The 22,498-nt window shown below is 61.1% G+C and carries 20 protein-coding genes and 1 pseudogene; 11 read left to right on the top strand and 10 right to left on the bottom strand.

The genetic code is table 11. The features are described from left to right. Positions 1 to 11: 11 nt before the first annotated feature. Entirely contained in the window at positions 12 to 500 is a 489-nt protein-coding gene (locus GTQ41_RS16685; protein ID WP_230679369.1) for a hypothetical protein, read from the top strand. A 51-nt stretch (positions 501 to 551) separates the two neighbouring features. Here GTQ41_RS16685 and GTQ41_RS16680 read toward each other — a convergent pair whose 3' ends face one another. Continuing rightward, complete coding sequence (locus tag GTQ41_RS16680) at positions 552 to 1,274, bottom strand: pirin family protein (protein WP_047293321.1); 723 nt, start codon at positions 1,272 to 1,274, stop codon at positions 552 to 554. Positions 1,275 to 1,483: 209 nt separating this feature from the next. On the opposite strand from GTQ41_RS16680, the gene GTQ41_RS16675 reads away from it, so the two are divergent. Further along, entirely contained in the window at positions 1,484 to 2,434 is a 951-nt protein-coding gene (locus tag GTQ41_RS16675; protein WP_047293323.1) for a GlxA family transcriptional regulator, read from the top strand. A gap of 160 nt (positions 2,435 to 2,594) precedes the next feature. Further along, complete coding sequence (locus tag GTQ41_RS16670; RefSeq protein ID WP_047293325.1) at positions 2,595 to 4,052, top strand: winged helix-turn-helix domain-containing protein; 1,458 nt, start codon at positions 2,595 to 2,597, stop codon at positions 4,050 to 4,052. Here GTQ41_RS16670 and GTQ41_RS16665 read toward each other — a convergent pair. Both GTQ41_RS16665 and GTQ41_RS16660 read right to left on the bottom strand, forming a co-directional pair. Then, positions 4,008 to 6,824, bottom strand: coding sequence for a winged helix-turn-helix domain-containing protein (locus GTQ41_RS16665; RefSeq protein ID WP_047293327.1), 2,817 nt, complete (start codon positions 6,822 to 6,824; stop codon positions 4,008 to 4,010). The genes GTQ41_RS16670 and GTQ41_RS16665 overlap by 45 nt on opposite strands. 134 nt (positions 6,825 to 6,958) lie before the next feature. Beyond that, entirely contained in the window at positions 6,959 to 7,390 is a 432-nt protein-coding gene (locus tag GTQ41_RS16660; RefSeq protein ID WP_047293328.1) for a helix-turn-helix domain-containing protein, read from the bottom strand. A 182-nt stretch (positions 7,391 to 7,572) separates the two neighbouring features. On the opposite strand from GTQ41_RS16660, the gene GTQ41_RS16655 reads away from it, so the two are divergent. The 6 genes from GTQ41_RS16655 to ycaC all read left to right on the top strand — a co-directional run bounded on the left by GTQ41_RS16655 (position 7,573) and on the right by ycaC (position 14,131). Beyond that, positions 7,573 to 8,496: a LysR family transcriptional regulator gene (locus GTQ41_RS16655; RefSeq protein WP_047293329.1), complete on the top strand. Its 924-nt coding sequence runs from the start codon at positions 7,573 to 7,575 to the stop codon at positions 8,494 to 8,496. A 114-nt stretch (positions 8,497 to 8,610) separates the two neighbouring features. Further along, positions 8,611 to 10,344, top strand: coding sequence for an Ig-like domain-containing protein (locus tag GTQ41_RS16650; protein WP_052912724.1), 1,734 nt, complete (start codon positions 8,611 to 8,613; stop codon positions 10,342 to 10,344). A 175-nt stretch (positions 10,345 to 10,519) separates the two neighbouring features. Then, entirely contained in the window at positions 10,520 to 10,936 is a 417-nt protein-coding gene (locus tag GTQ41_RS16645) for a DoxX family protein (protein WP_047293330.1), read from the top strand. Further along, positions 10,929 to 11,555, top strand: a complete 627-nt coding sequence (locus tag GTQ41_RS16640) for an antibiotic biosynthesis monooxygenase (RefSeq protein ID WP_217325313.1) — start codon at positions 10,929 to 10,931, stop codon at positions 11,553 to 11,555. Before GTQ41_RS16645 ends, GTQ41_RS16640 begins: the two co-directional genes overlap by 8 nt. A 45-nt stretch (positions 11,556 to 11,600) precedes the next feature. Next, positions 11,601 to 13,439, top strand: a complete 1,839-nt coding sequence (locus GTQ41_RS16635; protein ID WP_047293332.1) for an amidohydrolase — start codon at positions 11,601 to 11,603, stop codon at positions 13,437 to 13,439. A 68-nt stretch (positions 13,440 to 13,507) separates the two neighbouring features. Beyond that, the gene (ycaC, locus tag GTQ41_RS16630) at positions 13,508 to 14,131 is read left to right on the top strand and encodes an isochorismate family cysteine hydrolase YcaC (protein ID WP_047293334.1); all 624 of its coding nucleotides are present in this window, start codon (positions 13,508 to 13,510) and stop codon (positions 14,129 to 14,131) included. Between the two features lie 198 nt (positions 14,132 to 14,329). Here the strand turns inward: ycaC and GTQ41_RS16625 are convergent, their stop codons facing one another. Further along, positions 14,330 to 15,757, bottom strand: coding sequence for a mechanosensitive ion channel domain-containing protein (locus GTQ41_RS16625; protein WP_217325312.1), 1,428 nt, complete (start codon positions 15,755 to 15,757; stop codon positions 14,330 to 14,332). A 207-nt stretch (positions 15,758 to 15,964) separates the two neighbouring features. Further along, positions 15,965 to 16,981: an alpha/beta hydrolase gene (locus GTQ41_RS16620; protein ID WP_047293338.1), complete on the bottom strand. Its 1,017-nt coding sequence runs from the start codon at positions 16,979 to 16,981 to the stop codon at positions 15,965 to 15,967. Between the two features lie 198 nt (positions 16,982 to 17,179). Here GTQ41_RS16620 and GTQ41_RS16615 point away from each other — a divergent pair, with 198 nt between their 5' ends. Then, positions 17,180 to 18,067, top strand: a complete 888-nt coding sequence (locus tag GTQ41_RS16615; protein ID WP_047293340.1) for a LysR family transcriptional regulator — start codon at positions 17,180 to 17,182, stop codon at positions 18,065 to 18,067. A 199-nt stretch (positions 18,068 to 18,266) separates the two neighbouring features. Next, on the top strand, positions 18,267 to 19,073 hold the full coding sequence (locus GTQ41_RS16610; protein WP_047293341.1) for a class I SAM-dependent methyltransferase: 807 nt from the start codon (positions 18,267 to 18,269) through the stop codon (positions 19,071 to 19,073). A 132-nt stretch (positions 19,074 to 19,205) separates the two neighbouring features. Here the strand turns inward: GTQ41_RS16610 and GTQ41_RS16605 are convergent, their stop codons facing one another. The 5 genes and pseudogenes from GTQ41_RS16605 to GTQ41_RS16585 all read right to left on the bottom strand — a co-directional run bounded on the left by GTQ41_RS16605 (position 19,206) and on the right by GTQ41_RS16585 (position 22,486). Next, positions 19,206 to 19,406, bottom strand: a complete 201-nt coding sequence (locus GTQ41_RS16605) for a hypothetical protein (protein ID WP_047293342.1) — start codon at positions 19,404 to 19,406, stop codon at positions 19,206 to 19,208. A gap of 187 nt (positions 19,407 to 19,593) precedes the next feature. Further along, positions 19,594 to 19,863: pseudogene (locus tag GTQ41_RS16600) on the bottom strand (N-acetyltransferase family protein); the annotation flags it as partial. Further along, a complete protein-coding gene (locus GTQ41_RS16595) occupies positions 19,851 to 20,642 on the bottom strand; it encodes a ChbG/HpnK family deacetylase (protein WP_047293343.1) in 792 nt (263 codons plus the stop codon). The pseudogene GTQ41_RS16600 and the gene GTQ41_RS16595, both read right to left, overlap by 13 nt. Further along, positions 20,614 to 21,792 (bottom strand): GNAT family N-acetyltransferase, encoded by a 1,179-nt coding sequence (locus GTQ41_RS16590; RefSeq protein WP_047293344.1) that lies wholly within the window; start codon positions 21,790 to 21,792, stop codon positions 20,614 to 20,616. Before GTQ41_RS16590 ends, GTQ41_RS16595 begins: the two co-directional genes overlap by 29 nt. A 4-nt stretch (positions 21,793 to 21,796) precedes the next feature. Beyond that, a complete protein-coding gene (locus tag GTQ41_RS16585; RefSeq protein WP_047293345.1) occupies positions 21,797 to 22,486 on the bottom strand; it encodes a GNAT family N-acetyltransferase in 690 nt (229 codons plus the stop codon). Between the last annotated feature and the right edge of the window lie 12 nt (positions 22,487 to 22,498).

Raw genomic sequence — 22,498 nt, 5'->3', positions numbered from 1 at the left:
AAGGGATCGGATTGAAAGCCAGGGAATTCGAGCAATATCAAAGCACTGACACATTGAGCAGAGGTCGTAACACACCAGCCATGAACGCAATCAGCCGTGAAGAATTCAACGCGAGGATCGAGACCATCGAGGCAAGAATGGATGCTCGCGTAGAGCGAGTGCACGCAGATATCCGAGAGTTCCTTGGCTCTCAGACAGAACGAGACAAGGCTATTGAGCGCATCCAGTTCGAGCGGGATAAACGGTACGAGTCAATGATTCAAGGCATTGCCATTGAATCCAGAGAGGCGCTCAAAAAGGCCGGCACCGTCAATGCCAATGTCTGGATGGCAACGGCTGTGTATTTGTTTGGCGTGGTCAGCATTGTCGTGGGTGGGTATTTCGCCAGCCAGGCCCACCTTTATGTAGCGGCACAAACAACGTTGGCGGCGGTTCAGGCGGGCAAGGATGTCGGTGCAGCGAAGCCAGCCGAGCTGCCATCATTGGTGTTGCCAAAATAAACAACGGCCTTCAATCGAAGGCCGTTTTTGTTGCCATTGAAAACCCCTGCCTCATGGCATTTGCGGCAGCTCTTGCGGACGCAAGTCAAACACCAGTACTTCGGCATTCACGCCATTGCTCAGGGTCAGCGCCTGTTCCTCGCGAACCCGCACGCCGTCACCTTCCTGCAGCGACTGGCCGTTGAGTTCAACGCTGCCACGCGCCACATGCACGTAGGCGTAACGGTTGGCAGGCAGTTCCAGCGTCGCGCTTTCCTTGCCATCGAACAACCCGGCGTAAACCCGCGCATCCTGGCGCACTGTCAGCGAACCATCGCTACCGTCCGGCGAGATAATCAGTTGCAGGCGACCGCGTTTTTTCTGCGTGCTGAAGTGCTCCTGCTGGTAGCGCGGCTTGGCACCCGCCACTTCCGGCACGATCCAGATCTGCAGAAAGTGCACTGGACGGGTGGCCGAATGGTTGAATTCGCTGTGGGCCACGCCACTGCCGGCGCTCATCAGTTGTACGTCGCCAGGGCGGATCACCGAGCCGGTGCCCAAGGTATCCTTATGCTCCAGCGCACCTTCAAGCACGTAGGAAAAGATCTCCATGTCGCGGTGCGGGTGCTGGCCGAAACCCTTGCCGGCCGCCACGCGGTCATCGTTGATCACCAGCAGGTCGGAAAAACCCTGTTCGCGCGGGTCGCGGTAGCTGGCGAAGGAAAAGGTGTGGAAGGACTTCAACCAGCCATGATTGGCGAGGCCGCGTTCGGAAGCTTTGCGAAGGGTCAGCATGATGAATTCTCCTTGCAGGACGTTGATTCGTCCGAGTGAGGAGAAGGTTACTGTTAATCGGCTGAGGCAATAAGTAGATCGAAATTGAAATACTGTCCTGCTCAGGTTGACAGTTTTGTGGAGTCGATCACGCATTCTTTTCGCCGGATGTCATGCACTTGGCCATAATGCGGGTCTGTTCCTTCCCTTGATTTCAGTGATGTTCACCCATGAAAACCGTGGCAATGGTGCTGTTCCCCGATTTTCTCCTGCTCGACATGGCCGGCCCCATGGAGGTGTTTTCGGTCGCCAATCGCTACTTGAAACCCGAAGATCACTACCAATTGATCACCCTGGGCACTGAGCACGGGATGCTGCGGGCGTCCAATGGTGTGCAGGTGCAGACCGACCGCCATATTGACGACCCGGCCCAGGCCTTCGACCTGCTGCTGGTACCGGGTGGACCGGGTGCCTATAACGAAAAACACCCGGCGCTGCTTGCCTGGTTGCAACGCTCGGTGGGGCAGTCCGGTTGCTACGGTTCGATCTGCACCGGGGCGTTTGTGCTCGGGCATGCCGGTCTGCTCGACGGTTATCGCGTGACCACTCACTGGAACTACACCGAACGTTTGATCAAGGCGTTCCCCAAGGCGCAGGTGGAAACCGACCAGATTTACACCGAAGACCGCAATCTGATTACTTCGGGAGGCGTGACCGCCGGCATCGATCTGGCATTGGCCGTAGTCGCCCGGGATCACGGAAAAAAGCTCGCTCAGGACGTGGCCAAGGTGCTGCTGGTGGTGATGAAACGTCAGGGCGGGCAAGCGCAGTTCAGTCCGTTGATGGCCGCCGTGGCGCCACAGGAAACCGCGATCACCCGCGTGCAGAACCATGTGCTGGAGCATCTCGACGAAGCCTTTACCGTCGAGCGCATGGCGGGGCTGGCGAACATGAGTACCCGGCATTTTGCGCGGCTGTTTGCGCGGGATGTGAACATGACGCCGATGGAGTTTTTGCAAAACGCCCGGATCGATTGCGCGCGTAATCTGCTGGAAACCACTGAGCTGCCCTTGAAGACCGTGGCCTACAAAAGTGGTTTCGGCAGTGTGCGCCATATGCGTTTTCTGTTTGCGGAAAAGCTCGGCCTGACCCCGGCGCAATACCGCGAACAGTTCAGCTAGAGCGGTTGTGTCCGTCCGGTGCATCCGGATGTCCGTGTTGCGCCCTGTATGGAGGTTGTACCGTCACCTGCGCCTGCCAAGATAAACGGTAACGCTTGGAAGGGAGACGCGCTGAGCGCCGAGGGCATGCTGCCCGCGCGCGTTGGCGCTGGAAAACGGCATGAACAGCCACAAAGATTTACCCGCTGCATCGGTGTTGTATTTCGGGCCATACGCCTTTCATCTGCGCCAACGGCTGATCCTCGACGGGGATCGACCATTGCGCATGGGCGGCCGCGCCCTCGATATTTTGCAGGTGCTGGTCGAACACGCCGGTCGCGTCGTCCGCAAGGAGCAGTTGATCGCCCGCGTGTGGCCGGACAGTGTGGTCGAAGAGATCAACCTGCGGGTGCACATCGCCGCGTTGCGCCGGGCGCTGGGCGATGGCGAGAAGGGCCAGCGCTATATCGTCAACGTGCCGCAATGTGGTTACAGCTTTATCGCGCCGGTGCACGGCGACAGTGTCGCGCAGGTCGTGTTCGACACCTTGCAGGTACCGCAACAGAATTTGCCCGCCCGCTTGACTCCGGTCATCGGCCGCGATTCGCTGGTGGGCCGTCTGGTCCGGCAAATGCCCCTGTGCCGCTTGATGACACTGACCGGCCCGGCCGGCATCGGCAAATCCACGGTGGCGCTGCGGGTGGCCGAATTGCTGTTGCAGCATTACCGCGACGGCGTCTGGTACATCGATCTGTCCATGCTCGATGATGCGCCGTCACTGCTTGAACATTTGTTGCGCACTCTCGACCTTTCGTTCGATGCGTTAGCGTCGCGTCATGCCTTGCTGCTGCTGGATAACAGCGAGCGGTGTCGTGACTCATGCCGGGCATTGGTGGAGCGACTGCAACTGGCGGCGCCGCGGCTGGCGCTGCTGGTCACCAGTCGCGAACCGTTACAGGCCAATCTGGAAACCCTGCAACCGATTGCGCCATTGACCTTTCCCAAGGCCTCGACACCGGCTAGCGTCGATGAACTCATGGGCTATTCGGCGGTGCAATTGCTGGTCAGCCGCGCGCGTGCCCGGCAGCACGATTTCAGCTTGCGCGAGCAGGATCTGCAAACGGTGTGCAGTCTCTGTCGTCGTCTCGACGGTTTGCCATTGGCCATTGAACTGGCGGCCGCGCAGATCGATGCGCTGGCGTTGGTAGGGCTGCAAGCGCAACTGGACAACGCCCTGCACCTGCTCAGGCATGGCCGCCGCACCGCGAAGCCAAGACATCAATCCATGAGCGCAGCGTTGGACTGGAGCTATCAGGATCTGCGGCCCTGCGAACGTCGGGTCTTGCAGCGCCTGTCGGTATTCAAGATGGCCTTCACCGAAGAGGCTGCGTTGCGGGTCATCGACGGTGGGCATCTGAGATCGGTGATCGAACGCCTGGCTGCCAAGTCATGGCTGACGGTGGAGCGGGGTGCAGATGCAGTGCGTTACCGAATGCTCAATCTTCTTCGCTGTTACGTCCGTGAACAGACCGAAGCCAGCGTTGAACCGAGTGCTATCGCGTACCATCGTGCGCTGTACCGCAGGCCAAATCGATCAGCTGCGGGTGTGCAACTGTTCATGCAACGCATCGAGCAATAAGCGCACCTTGCGCAGGTCCGGCGTGGCATAGCCTTCGGTGAAGCGTTGATGGATCGGGGTCAGCAGCTCCAGTGCTTCGCGGTGGCGTGATTGGCGCTGCCACAGTTGGGCCAATGTTGTGGCGCTGCGCAGTTCCCAGGCCAGCGCGCCCTGGGCACGGGCGATGGCGAGGGCGTTTTGCAGGAGGTGTTCTGCCTGCTCGCCAAGGCGTCCCTGCGGACAATCCGCCTCGTCCGCCAATAACCGCTCAGCCTCGGCCCGCAACACTTCCGCCGTGCTCCAGCCTGCTGCACCACTGTGCGCCCGCTCCAGCAGCGCTTCATCGATATGGCGGGCATCGAGTGTGACCATTAGCTCCTTGATCAGCCCGTTATCCGCCGGCGCGTCGGGTTGGGCCAGGCGTTCATCGATCACCTGCGCATAGTGCCGTCCCCAGCGATAGAACAGCAGCACCGAGTGCTTCTGCGCCTGCTCCAGCAACAGTTGCAACAATTCGCGCGCAGTCCTGGCGTCGCCGTTGTAATGCGCAATCAGGCAGCTGGCCAATGCCAGGGTGTAGCAGATCGACGTCCCGTGGTTGATCTGCACGGCGATATCCAGCGCCTGCCGGGCGGTGCGCCACGCCTGTTCGGGAAACCCCTGCAGCCACAACACCCGGGCGAGAATGGTCAACGAAGCCACGCTCTGGTCGTACTGCACGCCAAAGCCGTGGGTGAAGCGGTTGCGACAACCACTGTGGGCCATACGCTGAATCACTTGCTCGGCGTTGATCCGCGCGCGCGGCTGGTCGCCGGCAAAGTGCAGCGCCAGGACGCGCAAGCGGTGAATGCTCAATGACAGCAGCGGGTCGTCGTGGCCACCGAGGCGGTCGAATTGTTCGCTTTGCTGCAATGCCGCCTGGTAATGCCCACAGCTGAGATTGACCGCCAGGTGGCCGGAGATGGCGCGCAATTGCGCGGCGACGTCGTGGTGCTGCTGCGCCAGCGCGTTAGCCTGAGTGAACGCTTCAATGGTTTCCGGTGACCCGCCGCAGGTGTGATAACAAGCGCTGCCGAGTGCCAGTTGCAAGGCTGTCTGCAGGCGCGGACAGGGTTGTGCCGCGCTTTTGAGCAAGGACAACGCCTGACGGACATGCGCGCCATATTCCTTGAGCAATGACAGCTCCTGCCACAACGCGGCCGACGTCGCGGTCAAACGGATGCCGAGAGGGCGCGAGCCGTTGCCGTGCAAACTCCAGTCGAGTGCAGCGCGCAGGTCTTCCAGGCCTCGGGCATAGCGCTCGATCCATTGTGTGGTCGGAGTGTGTTCCCACTCGGTCTGCGCTTGCTCCATCAACGTCAGATAGCGTTCGGCGTGGCGTTCGCGCAGGGTTTCGCGTTCGCCGCTGAGTTCGAGTTTTTCCAGGGCGTAATGGCGGGTGGTGTCGAGCAGGCGATAAAACACTTCTTCATCACCGACTTCCACGTTCAGCAGCGATTTACCCACCAGTTGCGTGACCGATGCGAGCACCTGCGTGGGATCGATGTGTTGACCGACGATCACCGCCGCAGCCGAGGCCAGGCTGAAGCTGCCGCGAAACACCCCGAGGCGCCGCAGGCAAGTCTGCTCGCAAGGGGTGAGCAGATTGAAACTCCAGTCCAGCGTGGCGTGCAGCGTTTGATGCCGCGCATGGCGCTGGTGGTTGCCCGCCGCCAGTGGGTGCAAGTGATCCTGCCATTGCTCCAGCAGGCCGCTCAGGCCCAGGCTTTCGACCTGCGCTGCTGCCAGTTCCAGAGCCAGCGGAATACCGTCCAGACGCCGGCAGATTTCCATCGCCAGGGGTAGCTCGGCATCGCTCAGTTCAAAGCGTTCATGGGCGCCCATCGTTCGTTCGACGAACAGTTGCAAGGCCGCGAAAGTCATCGCCTGCTCGCGATCGAGACGGCTCGTCGCAGGCGGGCAATCGAGGGATTCCAGACGCTGCACGAACTCGCCCTCAGCGCGCAGACTTTCGCGGCTGGTGGCCAGAATGTGTACGTGCGGTGCGCCGCGCAGAAGGCTCTCGACGAGCAGCGCCACGGCATCGATGAGGTGCTCGCAGTTATCGATCACCAGCAGCATCTGCCGTTCGCGCAAATCGTTGATCACACTCGCCAGCGGCGCGCCGTCGTGTACCGCCAGATCAAGCAGGGTCGCCAGTTGCGAGGCGATCAGCGCCGGGTCGGTGAGCGGCGCCAGATCCAGCAGGCGGATGCCATCGCGATAGCGTCCGAGCAACTGCTCGGCGACGCGCAGGGCAACGGTGGTCTTGCCGATGCCGCCGGGGCCGATGAGGGTGATGCAGCGCTGTCGCGGCAGTTGCTGCATCAAGCTGTCCACCAATGACTGGCGGCCGATCATCCGGGTACGGCGCAGCGGCAGGTTGTGGCGCCCGGGCGCCGCCTCCAGTAGCCGTTGTCCATTGGCGTGCACCGTCAGTGGGGCAACGAAACTGTAGCCGCGCTGGGCCACGGTCACGATATAGCGTTGACCGGCCTGACCGTCGCCCAGCGCCTTGCGCAGGGCGGCCATGTGCACCCGCAGATTGATGTCTTCGACGACGGTGTCCGGCCATACGCCGGCGAGCAGTTGCTGCTTGCTCACCACTTCTCCGGCATGCGCCAGCAGCATCAGCAGAATATCCATGGCGCGCCGCCCCAGCCGCAACGGCTGGTCACCTTCCATGACCAATCGTTGTCCGGTGTAAATCCGATAGGGGCCGAAGCCGATGGCCTGATTCGGGGAAAGACTCAACAGCGCACTCCTGCGGTGATGCGGCGATCCTGGCAGATGGACGCTGCGTGAAGACGCAGATCGTCGGCTACAAGGTATCGCAGCATATTCCTCAGGTTTGGCCATCAGTGCAACGCCGGGCTCTTGCGCAACGCTCAAAAGCTCAGATGCCGTGTCCGGGGGGCGTTGCCATCACGCATGACCTGACAGCGCCAGGCAAACGGATTGATCCCTTCGCTGCGGGTGAACATGTGGCAGAAATGTGCCTGATCACAGAAACCGCATTCCAGGCTGATCTGCGTCAGGCTCAGGCCGGTGTGGCGGATCAGCAGCTTGGCGCGGGCAATGCGCTGCTCGCGGATCCAGTCCTGCGGCGCCAGACCGGTGCTGGCCTTGAACGCCCGGGAGAAATGGCTGCGCGACAATGAGCAGGCGCGTGCCAACTCGGCCACTTCCAGGCTTTCTCCGAGGCGTTCGAGGATCAGTTGTTTGACCTGCCGCTCCCGTTGCGGGCTGAGGCCGCCGATAAGCGGCCGGGGCGTTTCGCTGGCAGGGGCGAGGGCGACGGATTGCTGTAGAGGAGCCATGGCCGGTGTCCGTGTCGTGGAGGTGAAAAACAACGCTGCGCAGAGGCCTTCATTGTTAAGAAGGGACATGCCGGCTGACGAGTTAATCGTTGTTAATTCGCAGGCCTGACACAGATGCAAACCACCGTTGATCGGGTAAAGTGCTCAGCACTTGCGAACGGTCTTAGAAGGAATTGCAGCCCATGAACCGTAACGATCTGCGCCGTGTCGACATGAACCTGCTGGTGATTTTCGAAGCGCTGATGTTCGAAAAGAACCTGACCCGCGTCGCCGAAAAACTGTTCATGGGCCAGCCGGCGGTCAGTGCCGCGCTGGGGCGTTTGCGTGACCTGTTCGATGATCCGCTGCTGTTGCGCAACGGCCGCAGCATGGAGCCGACGGCGCGAGCGCTGGCGATTCTGCAGGAGCTGCAACCGGCGATGGATGTGATCTCCGGCGCGGTCAGCCGGGCCAAGGAGTTCGACCCGGCGACCAGTTGCGATGTGTTCCGTATCGGCCTCTCGGATGACGCCGAGTTCGGGCTGTTTCCACCGCTGCTGCGCAACCTTCAGGAGGAGGCACCGGGTATCGTCGTGGTCGTACGCCGCGCCAACTACCTGCTGATGCCGGCGTTGCTGGCGTCCGGGGAAATCTCCGTCGGCGTGAGTTACACCACCGATCTGCCGGCCAACGCCAAGCGCAAGAAACTGCGCGACATTCCCTGCAAGGTTCTGCGTGGCGACGACCGCCCGGGGCCGCTCACGCTTGACGAGTACTGCGAGCGGCCTCACGCCATGGTGTCGTTTTCGGGGGACCTGAGCGGCAACATCGACATGGACCTGGCCAAGGTCGGCCGCAGCCGCCGGGTGGTGCTCGGTGTACCTCAGTTCAGCGGCCTGCGCGCGCTGTTGGCGGGCACCGAGATGATCGCTACCGTGCCGGATTACGCCGCGTGTGCGCTGGTGGAAGGTTGTGCGTTGCGAGCTGAAGATCCGCCGTTTCCGATTGATGCGGCGCAACTGTCGATGGCCTGGAGCGGGGTGCATGACAACGACCCGGCAGAGAAATGGCTGCGGTCGCGGATCAGTCAGTTCATGTCGGTGTCGCTGGATGTTCCAGTGGTGTGAGTGACCGTTCGTCTAAAACAGCGTTCACCCTGTTAGTTCTGACAGTGGTGAGTGCTCGCCTTTCCGTGTTTGATGGGTCAATGCCGAAACGGCCAGCCCTCGGGGGAAGTGAAAATGGACGTGCCGATTACTGCGCTTACCCGTGACGATCTGTCGCGACTGGCAATTAAAGAAAGTTCAAATGGTTTCCTGTTGCCAGCGGCCGCCCGGTACAACCTGACGGTAATAATCGACTTCCCTTGGTTGCCAGGAGACTTACTTACCATCACGTGGGCCGGGACTCCAGGTTCCGGTTCCTATACGTCGCCGCGCATACCGATCGGCGGATTTAAACCCCCTTTCACGACCCACATTAACAATATTCTGGTGGCTTTCAATCTCGGTCGGACCGTCATCGTCAGTTACACGCTTTACCGTGGCACTGAACCTCCTGTGGTATCGCAACCTTTGCCGCTCTTCATACCGCTCATAAACCAACTTGATCTGCCCCTGCCGGTGATCAAAGAGGCAAACGACGAAGGTGGGGGCACTCACTTGGATGTGAGCGATCTGACTGAGGTTACTTTACGTATCCGGTCATGGCTGCTGAGCAGGCGCGAGCAGTTCTTCTGGCTCCTGCTCACAGGCGTGAAAGCCGACGGCAGTGTCTGGGAGGCCTGGTATTGGCAAGCACCGGAAAATATTGTTGGTAATGAATTCAGCCTCGGTTATTACGAACAAAAGATCCCTGCCGCGCCGCTGCAAGGTCTGCAAAATGGAAGCGTGTTGACAATGAGGTTTTGGGCCGGGCTGCAGAACAGTCCGGATCGGTCCGATGCCCAGGCATTTGCACATCGTAACTACATCGTCCTGACGGACCCTGTGAGCGCGCCAAGGATCGAACGGATCACTGATCCGCTCGATCAGGAGATCGCCGAAGATGGCGACACGCTTTTCACCAGCGCCACATTGCACGGTGCCGCGACAGAAGAAGTCAGCGTGTTTGACGGGCAAGCGCCTCTGGGCAGGGCGCCGGCCATAGCGGGCGTATGGAAATTTCCGGTTACTGGATTGACCCAGGGCCCACACATCTTTACAGGTCAATACGCCGGTGGCGGGGTATCCAATACTCGGACGATCAACGTTCTGGAAAACCGCGAAGTACGGATCAAGGAATCAACCGGCAACACTCATTTGAATCCTTCTGCGTCCATTAATACGCTGACGTTTGTGCTCGATTATCCGAGCCAGCCTGCCGACCTGGTCAGCGTGCGCTGGATCGCGGCGCAAGGCACGCCAGCGGCAGGTTCGTATACATCGCTGCCGGTCGCTGTGGGTGCCACGCCCAGAGAACTAACGGCGCCTGTCTCTCTGGTGGCCTTCAGCATCGGTAAATCCGTTGAAGCTACCGCCTCCTACGTACGCGGCGGTGCACCGGCGGTGCAGTTGCAACCCTTGGCGCTATCCGTGCTGCCGATCCCGAGCAACTTGCTCATATCCCCAGTGATCGACGAGGCCAAAGACACTCTCGAACTGGACAAGAAGGACATCGTGACCGGAGCGAACCTGACTTTCGGCAACTGGATACACATAGCGAGAGGCCAACGACTGGAACTCACCCTGATGGGCTTCACGGCCAATGGCATCGAGAACAATCGAAGTATCTGGACACCCGATCGCAATTCGGTTCATCAGGCCTGGGTCTTGAATCGAGGCTACACGTTCGGACTCCCGCTCGACTATCTGCTGTCGCTCGGGGTCGGGACATTGGTGAGCATCCTGTTCACAGTGAGAACGGATCAAGTGCCAAGCTCGACGGCAGTCACGGTTTTCGAACCGCGTCGGTACACCATCGTGGACTCGCGCTGACCGGAGGAGGGAATAAGGTTTTCGGCTTTGGACGGTTGGGACGCGGAGCATCCCGGCTGCATTCCCATGCAGAACGTGGGAGCGATCGATCAAGAGCAAAGAGAGCACACCCATCCAATTTCCCCCCGATCAATCGTTGCACTATTCCCTGCAATGATTGATCAAGGGTGGATCCATGAACGCTGTACAACGCAATGACCAGGCGCAGAACCTCGGCCTGCTCTTACTGCGGGTGACCGGCGGGTTGTTTCTGCTGTTCGTCCACGGCTTGCCCAAGTTGCTGGACTTCACTGCGCAGCTGCAACAGATCGAAGACCCGTTCCACCTCGGTGCCCACCTCACTTTGATTCTGGCGATCTTCGCCGAAGTCCTCTGTCCGCTACTGATCGTCGCCGGGGTGCTGGCGCGATTGGCCTGCTTGCCTATTCTTTTTGTTCTGCTGGTGGCGCTGCTGGTCGTGCATCCGCAATGGAGTGTGGCCGAAGGACAGTTCGGCTGGTTGCTGTTGATCCTCTTCACCACTGTGCTGATCGCCGGGCCTGGACGGCTGGCGCTCAATGCGCGTTTGCCCGGAGTGCTTCGTTATGCCTGATACCCCGTCCCTGAGAAAACCGGGAACCGAAGAAACCGTGACGCTGATCGTCAAGCACCGGGTCAAGGCCGGCTTCGAACAGCCCTACGAAGCCTGGCTGCGCAATATCGTCAGCGTGGCGGGGCGTGAAGAAGGGCACCTGGGTGTGGACGTAATGCGCAGTAAACAGGGTGGCCTCGCGCTGTTCACCTGCGTGCTGCGTTATTGCTCGACCGAGGCGATGCAGCGCTGGCTCGACTCCCCACAGCGTCAGGCGCTGATCGAAGAGGCCGCGCCGATGCTCGCCGACGGCGACCAGACCGAGGTCAATGCGGCCAACGAGTTCTGGTTCACGCCACTGGTCGACGCTGCCACGCCACCACCACGCTGGAAGCAGGCCGTCGTGACGCTGTTCGTGATCCTGCCGCACACCTTGCTGGTGCCGCTGATCTGGGGACCGCTGCTGCAACTCAATGCATTCCTGTCCAACTATGTGGTCGCCACGTTCCTGATCACCCTGACCATCGTGGTGTCGGTGGTGTACGTCTGCATGCCGGCCGCCACTCGCTTGTTCGCGCCGTGGCTGGCGGCCACTCAGCCCCATGAGCACCTGGAATCCAACGCCCATCCGCCGCGCTGAAGGGGCGGATACGGACTTCGTTTCACTTATCTCGAAGGAACTGCGATGAACGCCGATCTGATTCTGTTCAATGGCCAATTTCATACGGTAGACCGCGAAAAACCTCTCGCCAGTGCTGTGGCGATCAAGGACGGACGCTTTGTCGTCGTCGGCAACGACACCCAGGCCATGGCCCTGCGTGGTTCGGCCACGCAAGTGATCGACCTGCACGGGCGCTGCGTGATCCCCGGCCTCAACGACTCGCACTTGCACCTGATCCGTGGCGGCCTCAACTACAACCTCGAACTGCGCTGGGAAGGCGTGCCGTCGCTGGCTGATGCACTGCGCATGCTCAAGGAGCAGGCCGACCGCACGCCGACCCCGCAATGGGTGCGCGTGGTCGGTGGCTGGAACGAATTCCAGTTCGCCGAAAAACGCATGCCGACCCTCGAAGAACTCAACCAGGCCGCACCGGATACCCCAGTGTTCGTCCTGCACCTGTACGACCGCGCGCTGCTCAACCGTGCCGCACTGCGGGTTGCCGGTTACACCCGCGACACACCGAACCCGCCGGGCGGCGAGATCGTGCGCGATGCCAACGGCAATCCGACCGGGATGCTGGTGGCGCGGCCGAACGCGATGATTCTGTACTCGACGCTGGCCAAGGGGCCGAAGTTGCCGCTGGACTATCAGGTCAACTCGACCCGCCAGTTCATGCGCGAACTCAATCGCCTCGGCCTGACCAGCGCGATCGATGCCGGCGGTGGTTTCCAGAACTATCCCGACGACTATCAGGTGATCGAGCAACTGGCCAAGGACGACCAGTTGACCGTGCGCATCGCCTACAACCTGTTCACCCAGAAGCCGAAAGAAGAGCTGACCGATTTCCAGAACTGGACCGGCAGCGTCAAGTTGCATCAGGGCGATGACTTCCTGCGCCACAACGGCGCCGGCGAGATGCTGGTGTTCTCCGCCGCCGACTTCGAAGACTTCCTCGAACCGCGCCCGGACCTGCCGCAAAGCATGGAACAGGAGCTGGAACCGGTGGTGCGCCACCTGGTCGAGCAGCGCTGGCCGTTCCGTCTGCACGCCACGTACAACGAATCGATCAGCCGCATGCTCGACGTGTTCGAGAAGGTCAATCGCGACATTCCGTTCAACGGTCTGCCGTGGTTCTTCGACCACGCCGAAACCATCACCCCGCAGAACATCGAGCGGGTGAGGGCGCTGGGCGGCGGCATCGCGATTCAGGATCGCATGGCGTTCCAGGGCGAATACTTCGTTGACCGTTATGGCGCGAAAGCCGCCGAAGCCACGCCGCCGATCAAGCGCATGCTTGCCGAAGGCGTGCCGGTGGGCGCGGGCACCGATGCCACGCGGGTTTCCAGCTACAACCCGTGGACGTCGCTGTACTGGATGGTCAGCGGCCGCACCGTTGGCGGTCTGGCCTTGTACGAAGAAGGTTTGCCGCGCACCACTGCGCTGGAATTGTTCACCCACGGCAGCGCCTGGTTCTCGTCCGAGCAGGGCAAGAAGGGCCAGATCAAGGTCGGGCAACTGGCGGATCTGGCGGCACTGAGCGCGGACTTCTTCCACGTCGAGGAAGAAGCGATCAAGTGGATCGAGTCGGTGCTGACCGTGGTCGGCGGCAAGATCGTTTACGCCGCCGGCGATTTCGAAGACCTCGGCCCACGCTCGATCCCCGTGCTGCCGGACTGGTCGCCGGTGGTCAAGGTGCCGGGCCACTGGCGCCCGAATTCGCCTTTGCAGGCGCAAGTGCATCAGTGTGTCGGTGCCTGCGCGGTGCATGCGCACAGCCATGAAAAAGCCCGACTGTCGAACGCACCGGTCAGTGACTTCGCCGGTTTCTGGGGCGCGTTCGGCTGTTCCTGTTTCGCGTTCTGATCACTACAAAAAAGCGCCGGCCACCCGGTCGGCGCCTCATGCAACAACCATCCACCGAGGAGTTTCCCATGAGCGTTCCCTACAAGCGTCTGAACAAAGATGATGCGGTCGTGCTGCTGGTCGACCACCAGACCGGTCTGATCTCGCTGGTACAGGATTTCTCGCCAAACGAATTCAAAAACAACGTGCTGGCACTGGGCGACATCGCCAAGTTCTTCAAGCTGCCAACCATCCTCACCACCAGTTTCGACGCCGGCCCGAACGGCCCGATCGTGCCTGAGCTGCGCGAGCAGTTCCCGGATGCACCGTTCATTCAACGTCCTGGCCAGATCAACGCCTGGGACAACGAAGACTTCGTCAAGGCAATCAAAGCCACCGGCCGCAAGCAACTGATCATCGCCGGTGTGGTGACCGACGTCTGCGTGGCATTCCCGACCCTGTCGGCCATCGCCGAAGGTTATGAAGTGTTTGTGGTCACCGACTCGTCCGGCACCTTCAACACCACCGTGCAACAAGCGGCGTGGGCGCGCATGTCGGCGGCCGGTGCACATCTGCTGAACTGGTTTGCCGTGGCCTGCGAGCTGCAAGGCGACTGGCGCAACGACATGGAAGGCTTGGCGCACCTGCTGTCCGAACGCCTGCCGAACTACCGCAACCTGATCAACAGCTACACCAAGTTCACTGCCAAGTGATTGCTTGAACTGAAAGTGCCCGCTTGATTGCGGGCATTTTCATGTGCAGTAAAAAGAGGCGTAACCCATCACCACCTGTGGCGAGGGAGCTTGCTCCCGCTGGGCTGCGCAGCAGTCCCCGAAATCTGTGAGCGCTGCGCACTCAAGCGGGAGCAAGCTCCCTCGCCACAAGGTATGGCGTCCACCTGTTTGTCAGGGCTAGCGCTTTTGCAACCAGCCGAGAAACCCACCCTTGCGCACCGCCACCGGTTTGGCCATCAACGCCAGCCGGCTGTTCTGCTGTCGCACGGCCTGCAATTTGTTCAACGCCTGGCCGACTTCGCTGCGCTGTTCCATGCACTGACGGGTCAGGTTCTTGTCGAGACGGTAGATGATCGAAGAGGTCAGCGCGGTAAACGTTGCTTGCGAAGGCGTATCTGCAAGGATGCTTTGCTCACCCATGACCTCGCTCGGCCCCATGCGCCCGGCCTCGCTGAAGCCGTTGCCATCCGGCACGCTGGCGCTGACTACGCCGGTGGCGATCACGAACAGGCTGTCCGGCACCTCCTCCAGATTGAGCACCACCTGCCCGGCGCTGTACTGCTGCGCGACCATCGATTCGGCGAGGCGATCACGTTCCTCATGGCTCAGCGAGCGGAAGACTTTCACTTCATCGAGCAACGCCCGGGCGCGGGTCGAGGGTTCGATCACACCGTCCGGATGCCGGGAAATACCTGCGGCCTCGAGATGCCGGTGGGCGAGGTCGAACAGTTGATTGCGCATTTCGCCTTTCTTGCCCAGTTCACTGATGAAACCGCTGGCGACATACTCCGACATCTCCTCACCGGCCTCTTTCAACACGGCTTTGGGCGGCGGATTGAGCAGCAGACTGCTGCTGCCCTGCAGGGTGCGGTCGAGCGCGTCGAGCACGCGCCGTGGGCGAATGTGATTCGGCACCTTGATGCTGATCGAAACCCCGTGCAGGTGGGTCGGACGGCTGAGATTGACGATTTTCGCCTTGGCCGCCACCGAGTTCGGTACGACCGCCAGGGTGCCGCTGCTGGTCAACAAATGCGTGGCGCGCCAGTCGATGTCGATGACCTTGCCCTCGACGCCGTCGATCACCACGAAATCGTCGACCTGATACGGCTTGGTGGTGTTGAGCACGATGCCGGAAAACACGTCGGCCAAGGTGCTTTGCAGCGCCAGACCGACGACGATCGCCACCACCCCGGAGGTCGCCAGCAAGCCTTTGACCGGCAGCTCCAGCACATACCCGGCGGCCGCGACGATCGCCGCCAGAAACACCAGCGCGCCAACCACGTCCTGCAACAGCCGACCGCTGTGGCCGATGCGTCGCATCAGGATCAGGCCGATCACTTCGGTCAGCACCCGCGCGGCGTACAGCCACCAGAGAATGCCCAGCGCCGTCGCCCCGAGCTGCGTCACCGGGTCATCGACAAACAGTGGAGCCTGCAACGGGCTGACGCCGGCGTTGATGGCCAGCGCACTGAATGCCAGAAACAGCACCAGCCGCACACCGACCCGCGGCGCGCGGTGCTTGAACGGGGCGAGGTGCCAGAGCAGCGCGTCGAGCAGCAGCAGCGCGGCGCTCCAGGACAGCGGGTGGGTGAGGAGGATGGACATGGCGATCTCCGGAACTGCATGAACGTCGGTGTTGAAGAGGCTTTTGTGGTGAGGGGATTCATCCCCGATGGACTGCGCAGCAGTCCCCTGCCTTTTTGGTTAGCAGTGGGGTCGCTTCGCAACCCATCGGGGATGAATCCCCTCACCACAAGGGTTCTTGCAATCAAAAAACTCGCCACACTGTTGGGTGTGGCGAGGGAGGGGGCCTCAGTTCAGATGCGTCTTCAGCTCAGCCGCGGCCTGGCGCACGGCCGCTTTCACTTCGGGAATCTGACTCAGCGGATTGAGCAAGCCAAAGTCATGAATCATCCCGTTGTAGCGCACCGAGGTCACCGGCACACCGGCCGCATCCAGATGCCGTGCGTAGCCTTCGCCTTCGTCACGCAGCACGTCGAACTCGGCGGTCTGCACCAGCGCGGCGGGCAGACCCTTGAGCTGTTCGGCGCTGGCGTTGAGCGGCGAGGCGTGGATCTGCGCGCGTTCGGCCGGGTTGGTGGTGTAGTTGTCCCAGAACCACTGCATCATGCCCTTGGTCAGGAAGTGGCCCTCGGCAAATTGCTGGTACGAGCCGTCGTCGAACTGCGCGTTGGTCACCGGCCACATCAGCAACTGGAAGCGCAGCGCCGGGGTTTGCTTTTCCTTGGCCATCAGCGCCACGACCGCTGCCATGTTGCCGCCGACACTGTTACCGGCCACCGCCAGACGCTTGCCGTCGACCCCGATCTGCTTGCCGTTTTCCGCGACCCATCGGGTCGCCGCATAGGCCTGGTTGATCGCTGTCGGGTACTGCGCTTCCGGCGACGGCGTGTAATCGACGTACACCGCGACCGCTCCAGAGCCAACCACCAGATCGCGAATCAGGCGTTGGTGGGTCGGGAAATCGCCCAGCACCCAGCCGCCACCGTGGAAGAACATGAACACCGGCAATTCGCCTTTGACCTTGGCCGGCCGCACCACTTTCAGGTTGATGGTCTGGCCATCGACCTTGATCGCCTTGTCGCTGACTTCAACCCCGGACAGGTCAACCTTCACCGACGCCTGGGCACCGGTCAGCACCGCACGGGCATCCTTCGGGCTCAGCTGTTCCAGCGGTTTGCCACCGCCGGCGGCGAGGGCTTCGAGGAAAGCCTGGGTGTTGTGTTCGACACCCGGGCTGCCGGCGGCGAACGCGTTGCCGATGGAGAGGGCGAGGAGGGATGCGGTCAGGGTTTTTTTGATGTTCATGCTCAATTCCATTTTTGATTGGTCGTGTTCTCTGTAGGAGCTGCCGAAGGCTGCGATCTTTTGATCTTTAAAAGATCGCAGCCTTCGGCAGCTCCTACAGGTTTGGGGTTGTTTTCAACACCGTGAACACAGATTAATGAGCTGTCGAAATGTGAAAAAGCGGCTATAAAGCGTTTAACTGTCCACCAGAGAGTGACAATGAACCCGTTCGAAGACATGCGTATTTTTTGCCAGGTCATGGACTCCGGCAGCTTCACCGCTGCAGCCGATCAGTTGGGCCTGTCCAAGCAGTTCGTCAGCCGCCGCTTGATGCAGCTCGAGGAGCGCCTCGGTGTGCGCTTGTTGAACCGTTCCACCCGACGCCTCGACGTCACGCCACTGGGTCAGAGCTACTACGAGTCGGCGCTGCGCCTGCTCGGCGAAGTGGAGCAGGTCGAACAGGGCATCGCCGGGCAGACCGCCGAGCCGCGCGGGACGATTCGCGTCAGTGCGCCGCTGTCGTTTGCCGTGGCGCATCTGGGTTGTCTGTTGCCGCTGTTTTTGCAGCGCTATCGCGATGTCACTGTGGAAGTGGATTTGAGTGATCGCCCGGTGGACCTGCTCGGCGAAGGTTATGACCTGGCGTTGCGTATCGGTGTGCTGGAAGACTCGACGCTGATCGCCCGGCGTATCGCCGCCATCGAACGGGTGTACTGCGCCAGCCCCGCGTATCTGGCTGAACGTGGCACACCGCTCACCCCCGAAGACCTGCACAGCCACGACTGCCTGCCGTACGGCCATGGTCGTTCGGTGCAATGGCGCTTCAACGCGGGGCAGGGCAAGCCGCTGCTGGTCAACGTCACCGGGCGCATGCGGGTGAACAACGGCGAGCTGCTGAGGGATGCAGCGGTGCAGGGAATGGGGATTACCTATCTGCCGACGTTCATCGTCGGCGCGGCGCTTAAGGACGGGCGACTGCTACCGGTACTCGACGACTACAGGCCCGAACCGCTGACCCTGTCGGCGGTCTACCCGCAGCATCGCCAGGCGTCGCGCCCGGTGCAGGCGTTGGTCGAGTTTTTGCGCGAGCGCCTGAATCAGATGTAAGCGTTCCGAACTGTAGGAGTGAGCCTGCTCGCAATAGCGGTGTTTCAGTCGATGATGATTTGGCTGAACCGCCACAATCGCTGGCAAGCCAGCTCCCACAGTGGATCGGCGGTGCGGCTTACAAAGTCGCAACAACCGTATTGATTGGGCTGTTCTAGACTCGGGGCCGCTCAATCACGAGCATCGTCCGGAGTGCGCCATGGAAGTGCCCAACAATAAAACCGCCATCGACAGCAATCGACAGGCGTGGAACGATTCCGCTCGCCATCATCGTGAATCGGCGGAATGGCAAGCGCTGTTGAACGACGTTTCGCAGGCAGATTTTTCCTGCCTCGACGATACCTTGCGCGGTCTGCTGGAACAGGTCGGTGTCGTCGGTAAAGAGTTGATTCAACTCGGTTGCAACAACGGTCGCGAAAGCCTGTCGCTGTTTGCCCTCGGCGCGCGCAGTGTGGTCGGCGTCGATCAATCGGAGGCGTTTCTCGAACAGGCTCGCGAATTGAACCAGCGCTCGCCGTACAACGCTGAATTCATCGAAAGCGATATCCATCACCTGCCGGCTGCGCTGCACAGCCGCTTCGACGTGGCGCTGATCACCATCGGCGTGCTGAACTGGATGCCCGACATCGGCGAGTTCTTTCGCCACGTGGCGTTAACCCTGAAACCGGGCGGCAAACTGGTGATCTATGAAACCCATCCGTTTCTGGAAATGGTTGATCCTGAAGGCGAAGACCCGTACCGCCTCGCCAGCTCCTACTTCCGCGCCGAGCCATTCGTGCAGGAAGAACCGATTGTCTACGTCGGCAAGGTCGAGCAGCAGGCGGCCAAGTCCTACTGGTTCGTACACACCCTCGGCGCGATCTTCAGCGGCGCCATCGCCGCCGGCCTGAACATCGCGCATTTCAGGGAATACCCGCATTCGAATCGGGAGGAGGTGTATGACCAGTATCTGAATCGCGAGGCGCAGATGCCGTTGTGCTTCACCTTGGTCACCAGCAAGGCCTGAAGCTTTCCATCGCTCCAACCGGCCATATCGCTGGCAAGCCAGACTCCCACAGTTTTTTGGTTCGCACGAAAATAGCGAGGACACCTGAACACCTGTGGGAGCTGGCTTGCCAGCGAAGGCGTCGATAAGGTTTCAAGTCTGGCTGAAAGAATGAAAGTCGACTTCGACCGTTTGACCCTTCTGAATGTTCGAGCAAGCCTGTGCCACATAGCCGATGGCTCGAAGCAACTCTTCATCGTCGTCATCGCTTAGCACTTGTTTCAGATACTCACGAATTGCCGCGACATCAACGAGTAATGACGGCAACTCTAGGCTGGTGAGTTTGTAGCTCAACTTTCTGCTCCCTTCTGTTTTTGCGCCAATTTACTTGATCAAGCCATTGGCAACAGTCAGGCATAGCCTTTAGGGCAGGAGGGCGATTCTTTTTCGGCTGTGGGCAAAGTCCTGTGTTACGCAATCCACTGTAGGAGCGAGCCTGCTCGCGATGGCGGCCAAACGGCCGCCATGTCTTACGACCGAATCACGCCTGCGCCGCCGCACTCACCACCGGCCGCCCAGGTTTGCGCAGGGGGTCCAGGCGTGAGCCTTGATAGCGGCTTTCGCGGTAGAAGCGCCAGCGGCCGAACAGGCCGTAGACGTGGGTGACGCGGCCCTGTTCTTGGTAGCCCATGCGGATGTGCAGCTTCAGCGCCGGGATGTTGTGGGTTTCGCAGACGTCGACGACTTTGTCGCAGCCTTGAGCCGCCATGGCTTCCCAGAGGGCGACTTGTACGTCCATCAATCGAGTGCCGCGGCACCCCGTAAAAAATCCTTGTTCAAATCGGCATAGGACACCCGCGGCACCCCCGTCAGCCGCTGCTCCAGCACGCGGTTCAGGGATTCTCCGGGGTTGAGATAGGCATCGCCGAAATCGCTGTCGAGCTGATTGGGGTGGGCGACGATTTCCAGCACGCCGTCGCTCGGTGCGGGGGCGTTGCGCAGGTCCACTGGCGTGCATACGTAGTCCGCCGTCGCGCCGGCCAGGCTCTGCAAGCGCCAATTGAGCAGACCTTTGAACACGCGTTTTGGCAGACTGAGGTTCTGCCCCAGATTGCGCGCCAGGCGAATCGGCACGCCTTGCTGAGCGGCAAACCGCGCGACGATTTCACCAATCGGCCAGATGTTGTGTACGTGCTGATGCGAGTCGATGTGGCTTGGCCGTACGCCATGCTCGACGCAACGCTGCCACTGCGCCTGCAACTCTTCTCGTACTGCGTCGCGATCTTCGCGACTCAGCCACAGACTATGGCGTGGCAGGCTCAGATCGAACACGCCATGCCCATCGCAAAAGGTTCGGCTGCGCAGAATCGAAGCACTCAACGGCCGGCCGTAAGTCAGATTGAAGTGCAATCCGACCCGACCTTGCAGCGACGCATGCCGGGCCATCGCACAGGCCGCCTCAAACGCCGGCATGTTGGCCATGGCCGTGGCCGAGCTGATGACCCCGGCCTGAAACGCGGCGAAGATCGTCGCGTTTTCGTTCGGGCTCAAACCGAAATCGTCAGCGTTGACTATGACTTGGCGAGGCATGATCGCCCTCCGTGGTGATGACGACAGGTGTCGGTGCCGGTCTGGCCGCACGTCGCGCGCGCCATTGCTGCACCGTCGGTTTCAAGCGATGCCAGAGGCGCAACCCCAGCCCCAGCAATATCCCGCTGGGGCGCCAGGAATAGAAACTCCAGCGCCAGTGCTCCAGTTGGCCGGTCATGCGCTCGTGTAACTGGTGGCTGGAGTTTTCCAGGCTGACCCGCGAGGCATCGATCCAGCGCCATTGCTCATCCAGCCCCCAGCGAATCCATTCCTCCAGCAACACCCGGCCGCTGCCCAGATCGGCGTATTGCGGCAGGAACGCGAGGTTGTAATCGTAGAGTCGACCCTGTTCCAGCAAGCCGAGGCGATAGCTGATGCAACGCCCGTTGAGTTCCAGCGTCACCACCCGCACCAGGCCCTGGCCGGCGAGGGCGGTGAAGGCGCGTTCGATCCATTGCCGACTGCGCTCGCTGGCGAAGATTCCCACGCCTTCGTCACCTTTCCAGCTCACTGCTTCGACTTCGCTGATCGCCCGCAACAGCGGACCCATGCTCAGCGAATCGGGGGTAATGCGCCGCACCAGGGCGCCACACGCGGCAATCCGTTTGCGCGCCCGGCGCAGTTTGTAGCGCGGGTCACCGGAGACTTCCTGATGATCGGCCTCGCTGATCAGATGCACCGGCACCCGACAACTGAGACGGCGTTCGCCCGTGGAGCTGTGGGCCATCCATGGGGTGAGAGTGCTTTCTTCACCCGCAGGCTCGGATAACTCGTTGAGTTGCAGCAGCGCGTGCGGCAGGTGTCGGCGGATCAGGCGCAGGGCTTCGCGCATGTCATCGCCCTTGAGCAACGACAGCAGCGCCAGTCGGTCCGCCAGTGGATGGCCCAAGTGATGCAACACGCGAAACGGCACACCGGCAAAGCGCTCGCGGCCCGCCACCAACGGCAGGCACAGGCGCAATTCGTCCGCTTCCCAACCGAGCAGGATGTGCAGGCTCTCGCCCGCGCTCAGTGCCTGCTCTGCCGCGCACAACCAGCCCAGGTGGTTGAACGGCGTGTGATCGGTCACCCGCAAGCGCAGCGCCTCATAGGCGACTGCCGGAAAGTCGGCGGCGCACAGTGAAGTGCGCCATTCAAATCGCGCCGTCATGGGCTCAGGCCGCCGTGGCTGTGACAGGTGGACGGGACGGTTTGCGCAGCGCATCCAGCCGCGAGCCGCTGTAGCGGGTTTCGCGATAGAAGCGCCAGCGACCAAACAGAGTGTAGATGTTCATGATCCGGCCCTGCTCGGTATAACCCATGCGCAGGTGCAGTTTCAGCGCCGGGATGTTGTGGAACTCGCAGACGTCCACCACCTTGTCGCAGCCTTGCTCGGCCATGGCATTCCACAGTGCCAGTTGCACGTCCACCGACAGCTCGGTGCCCCAGAAGGCGCGGGTCAATTCGCCGCCGAATTCGAAGAACTCGCCAGGCTTCACCGGGAACATGCAACCGTAGTAGTGCCGGTCGAAATAGTCCCGCTTGCTGCCCCAGATAAAACCTACGGCATCGCCTTGTTCGTCCAGATACATGAGCCCGGTATGACCTTCGTTGGCCAACTCTGCCATGGTCCCGACACGGTCGCCGAAGTAGCGCGCGAAGGCGCTGGCGTTGTCGGCAGTGATCGTCACTGCCCTCACCGGTGGATACGGCTTGAGGTTGTGCGGCGGCACCGGGCTGACCAGATCGCGTTCCATCCACAGCAGCTCCTGATGGGAAAACACGAAGTGCTTCCACGCCTTGGCGAGGGTGACGCGCAGGCCTTTTTGTTTAATCTGTTGGCTGACTTTTTGCGCAATGCTCATGGTTTTTGCTCC

Source organism: Pseudomonas sp. AN-B15, assembly GCF_019056475.1.
Lineage (GTDB): Bacteria > Pseudomonadota > Gammaproteobacteria > Pseudomonadales > Pseudomonadaceae > Aquipseudomonas > Aquipseudomonas parakoreensis.
The sequence above is the reverse complement of the archived record's forward strand: the minus strand, read 5'-3'. Positions and strand labels throughout refer to the sequence as shown.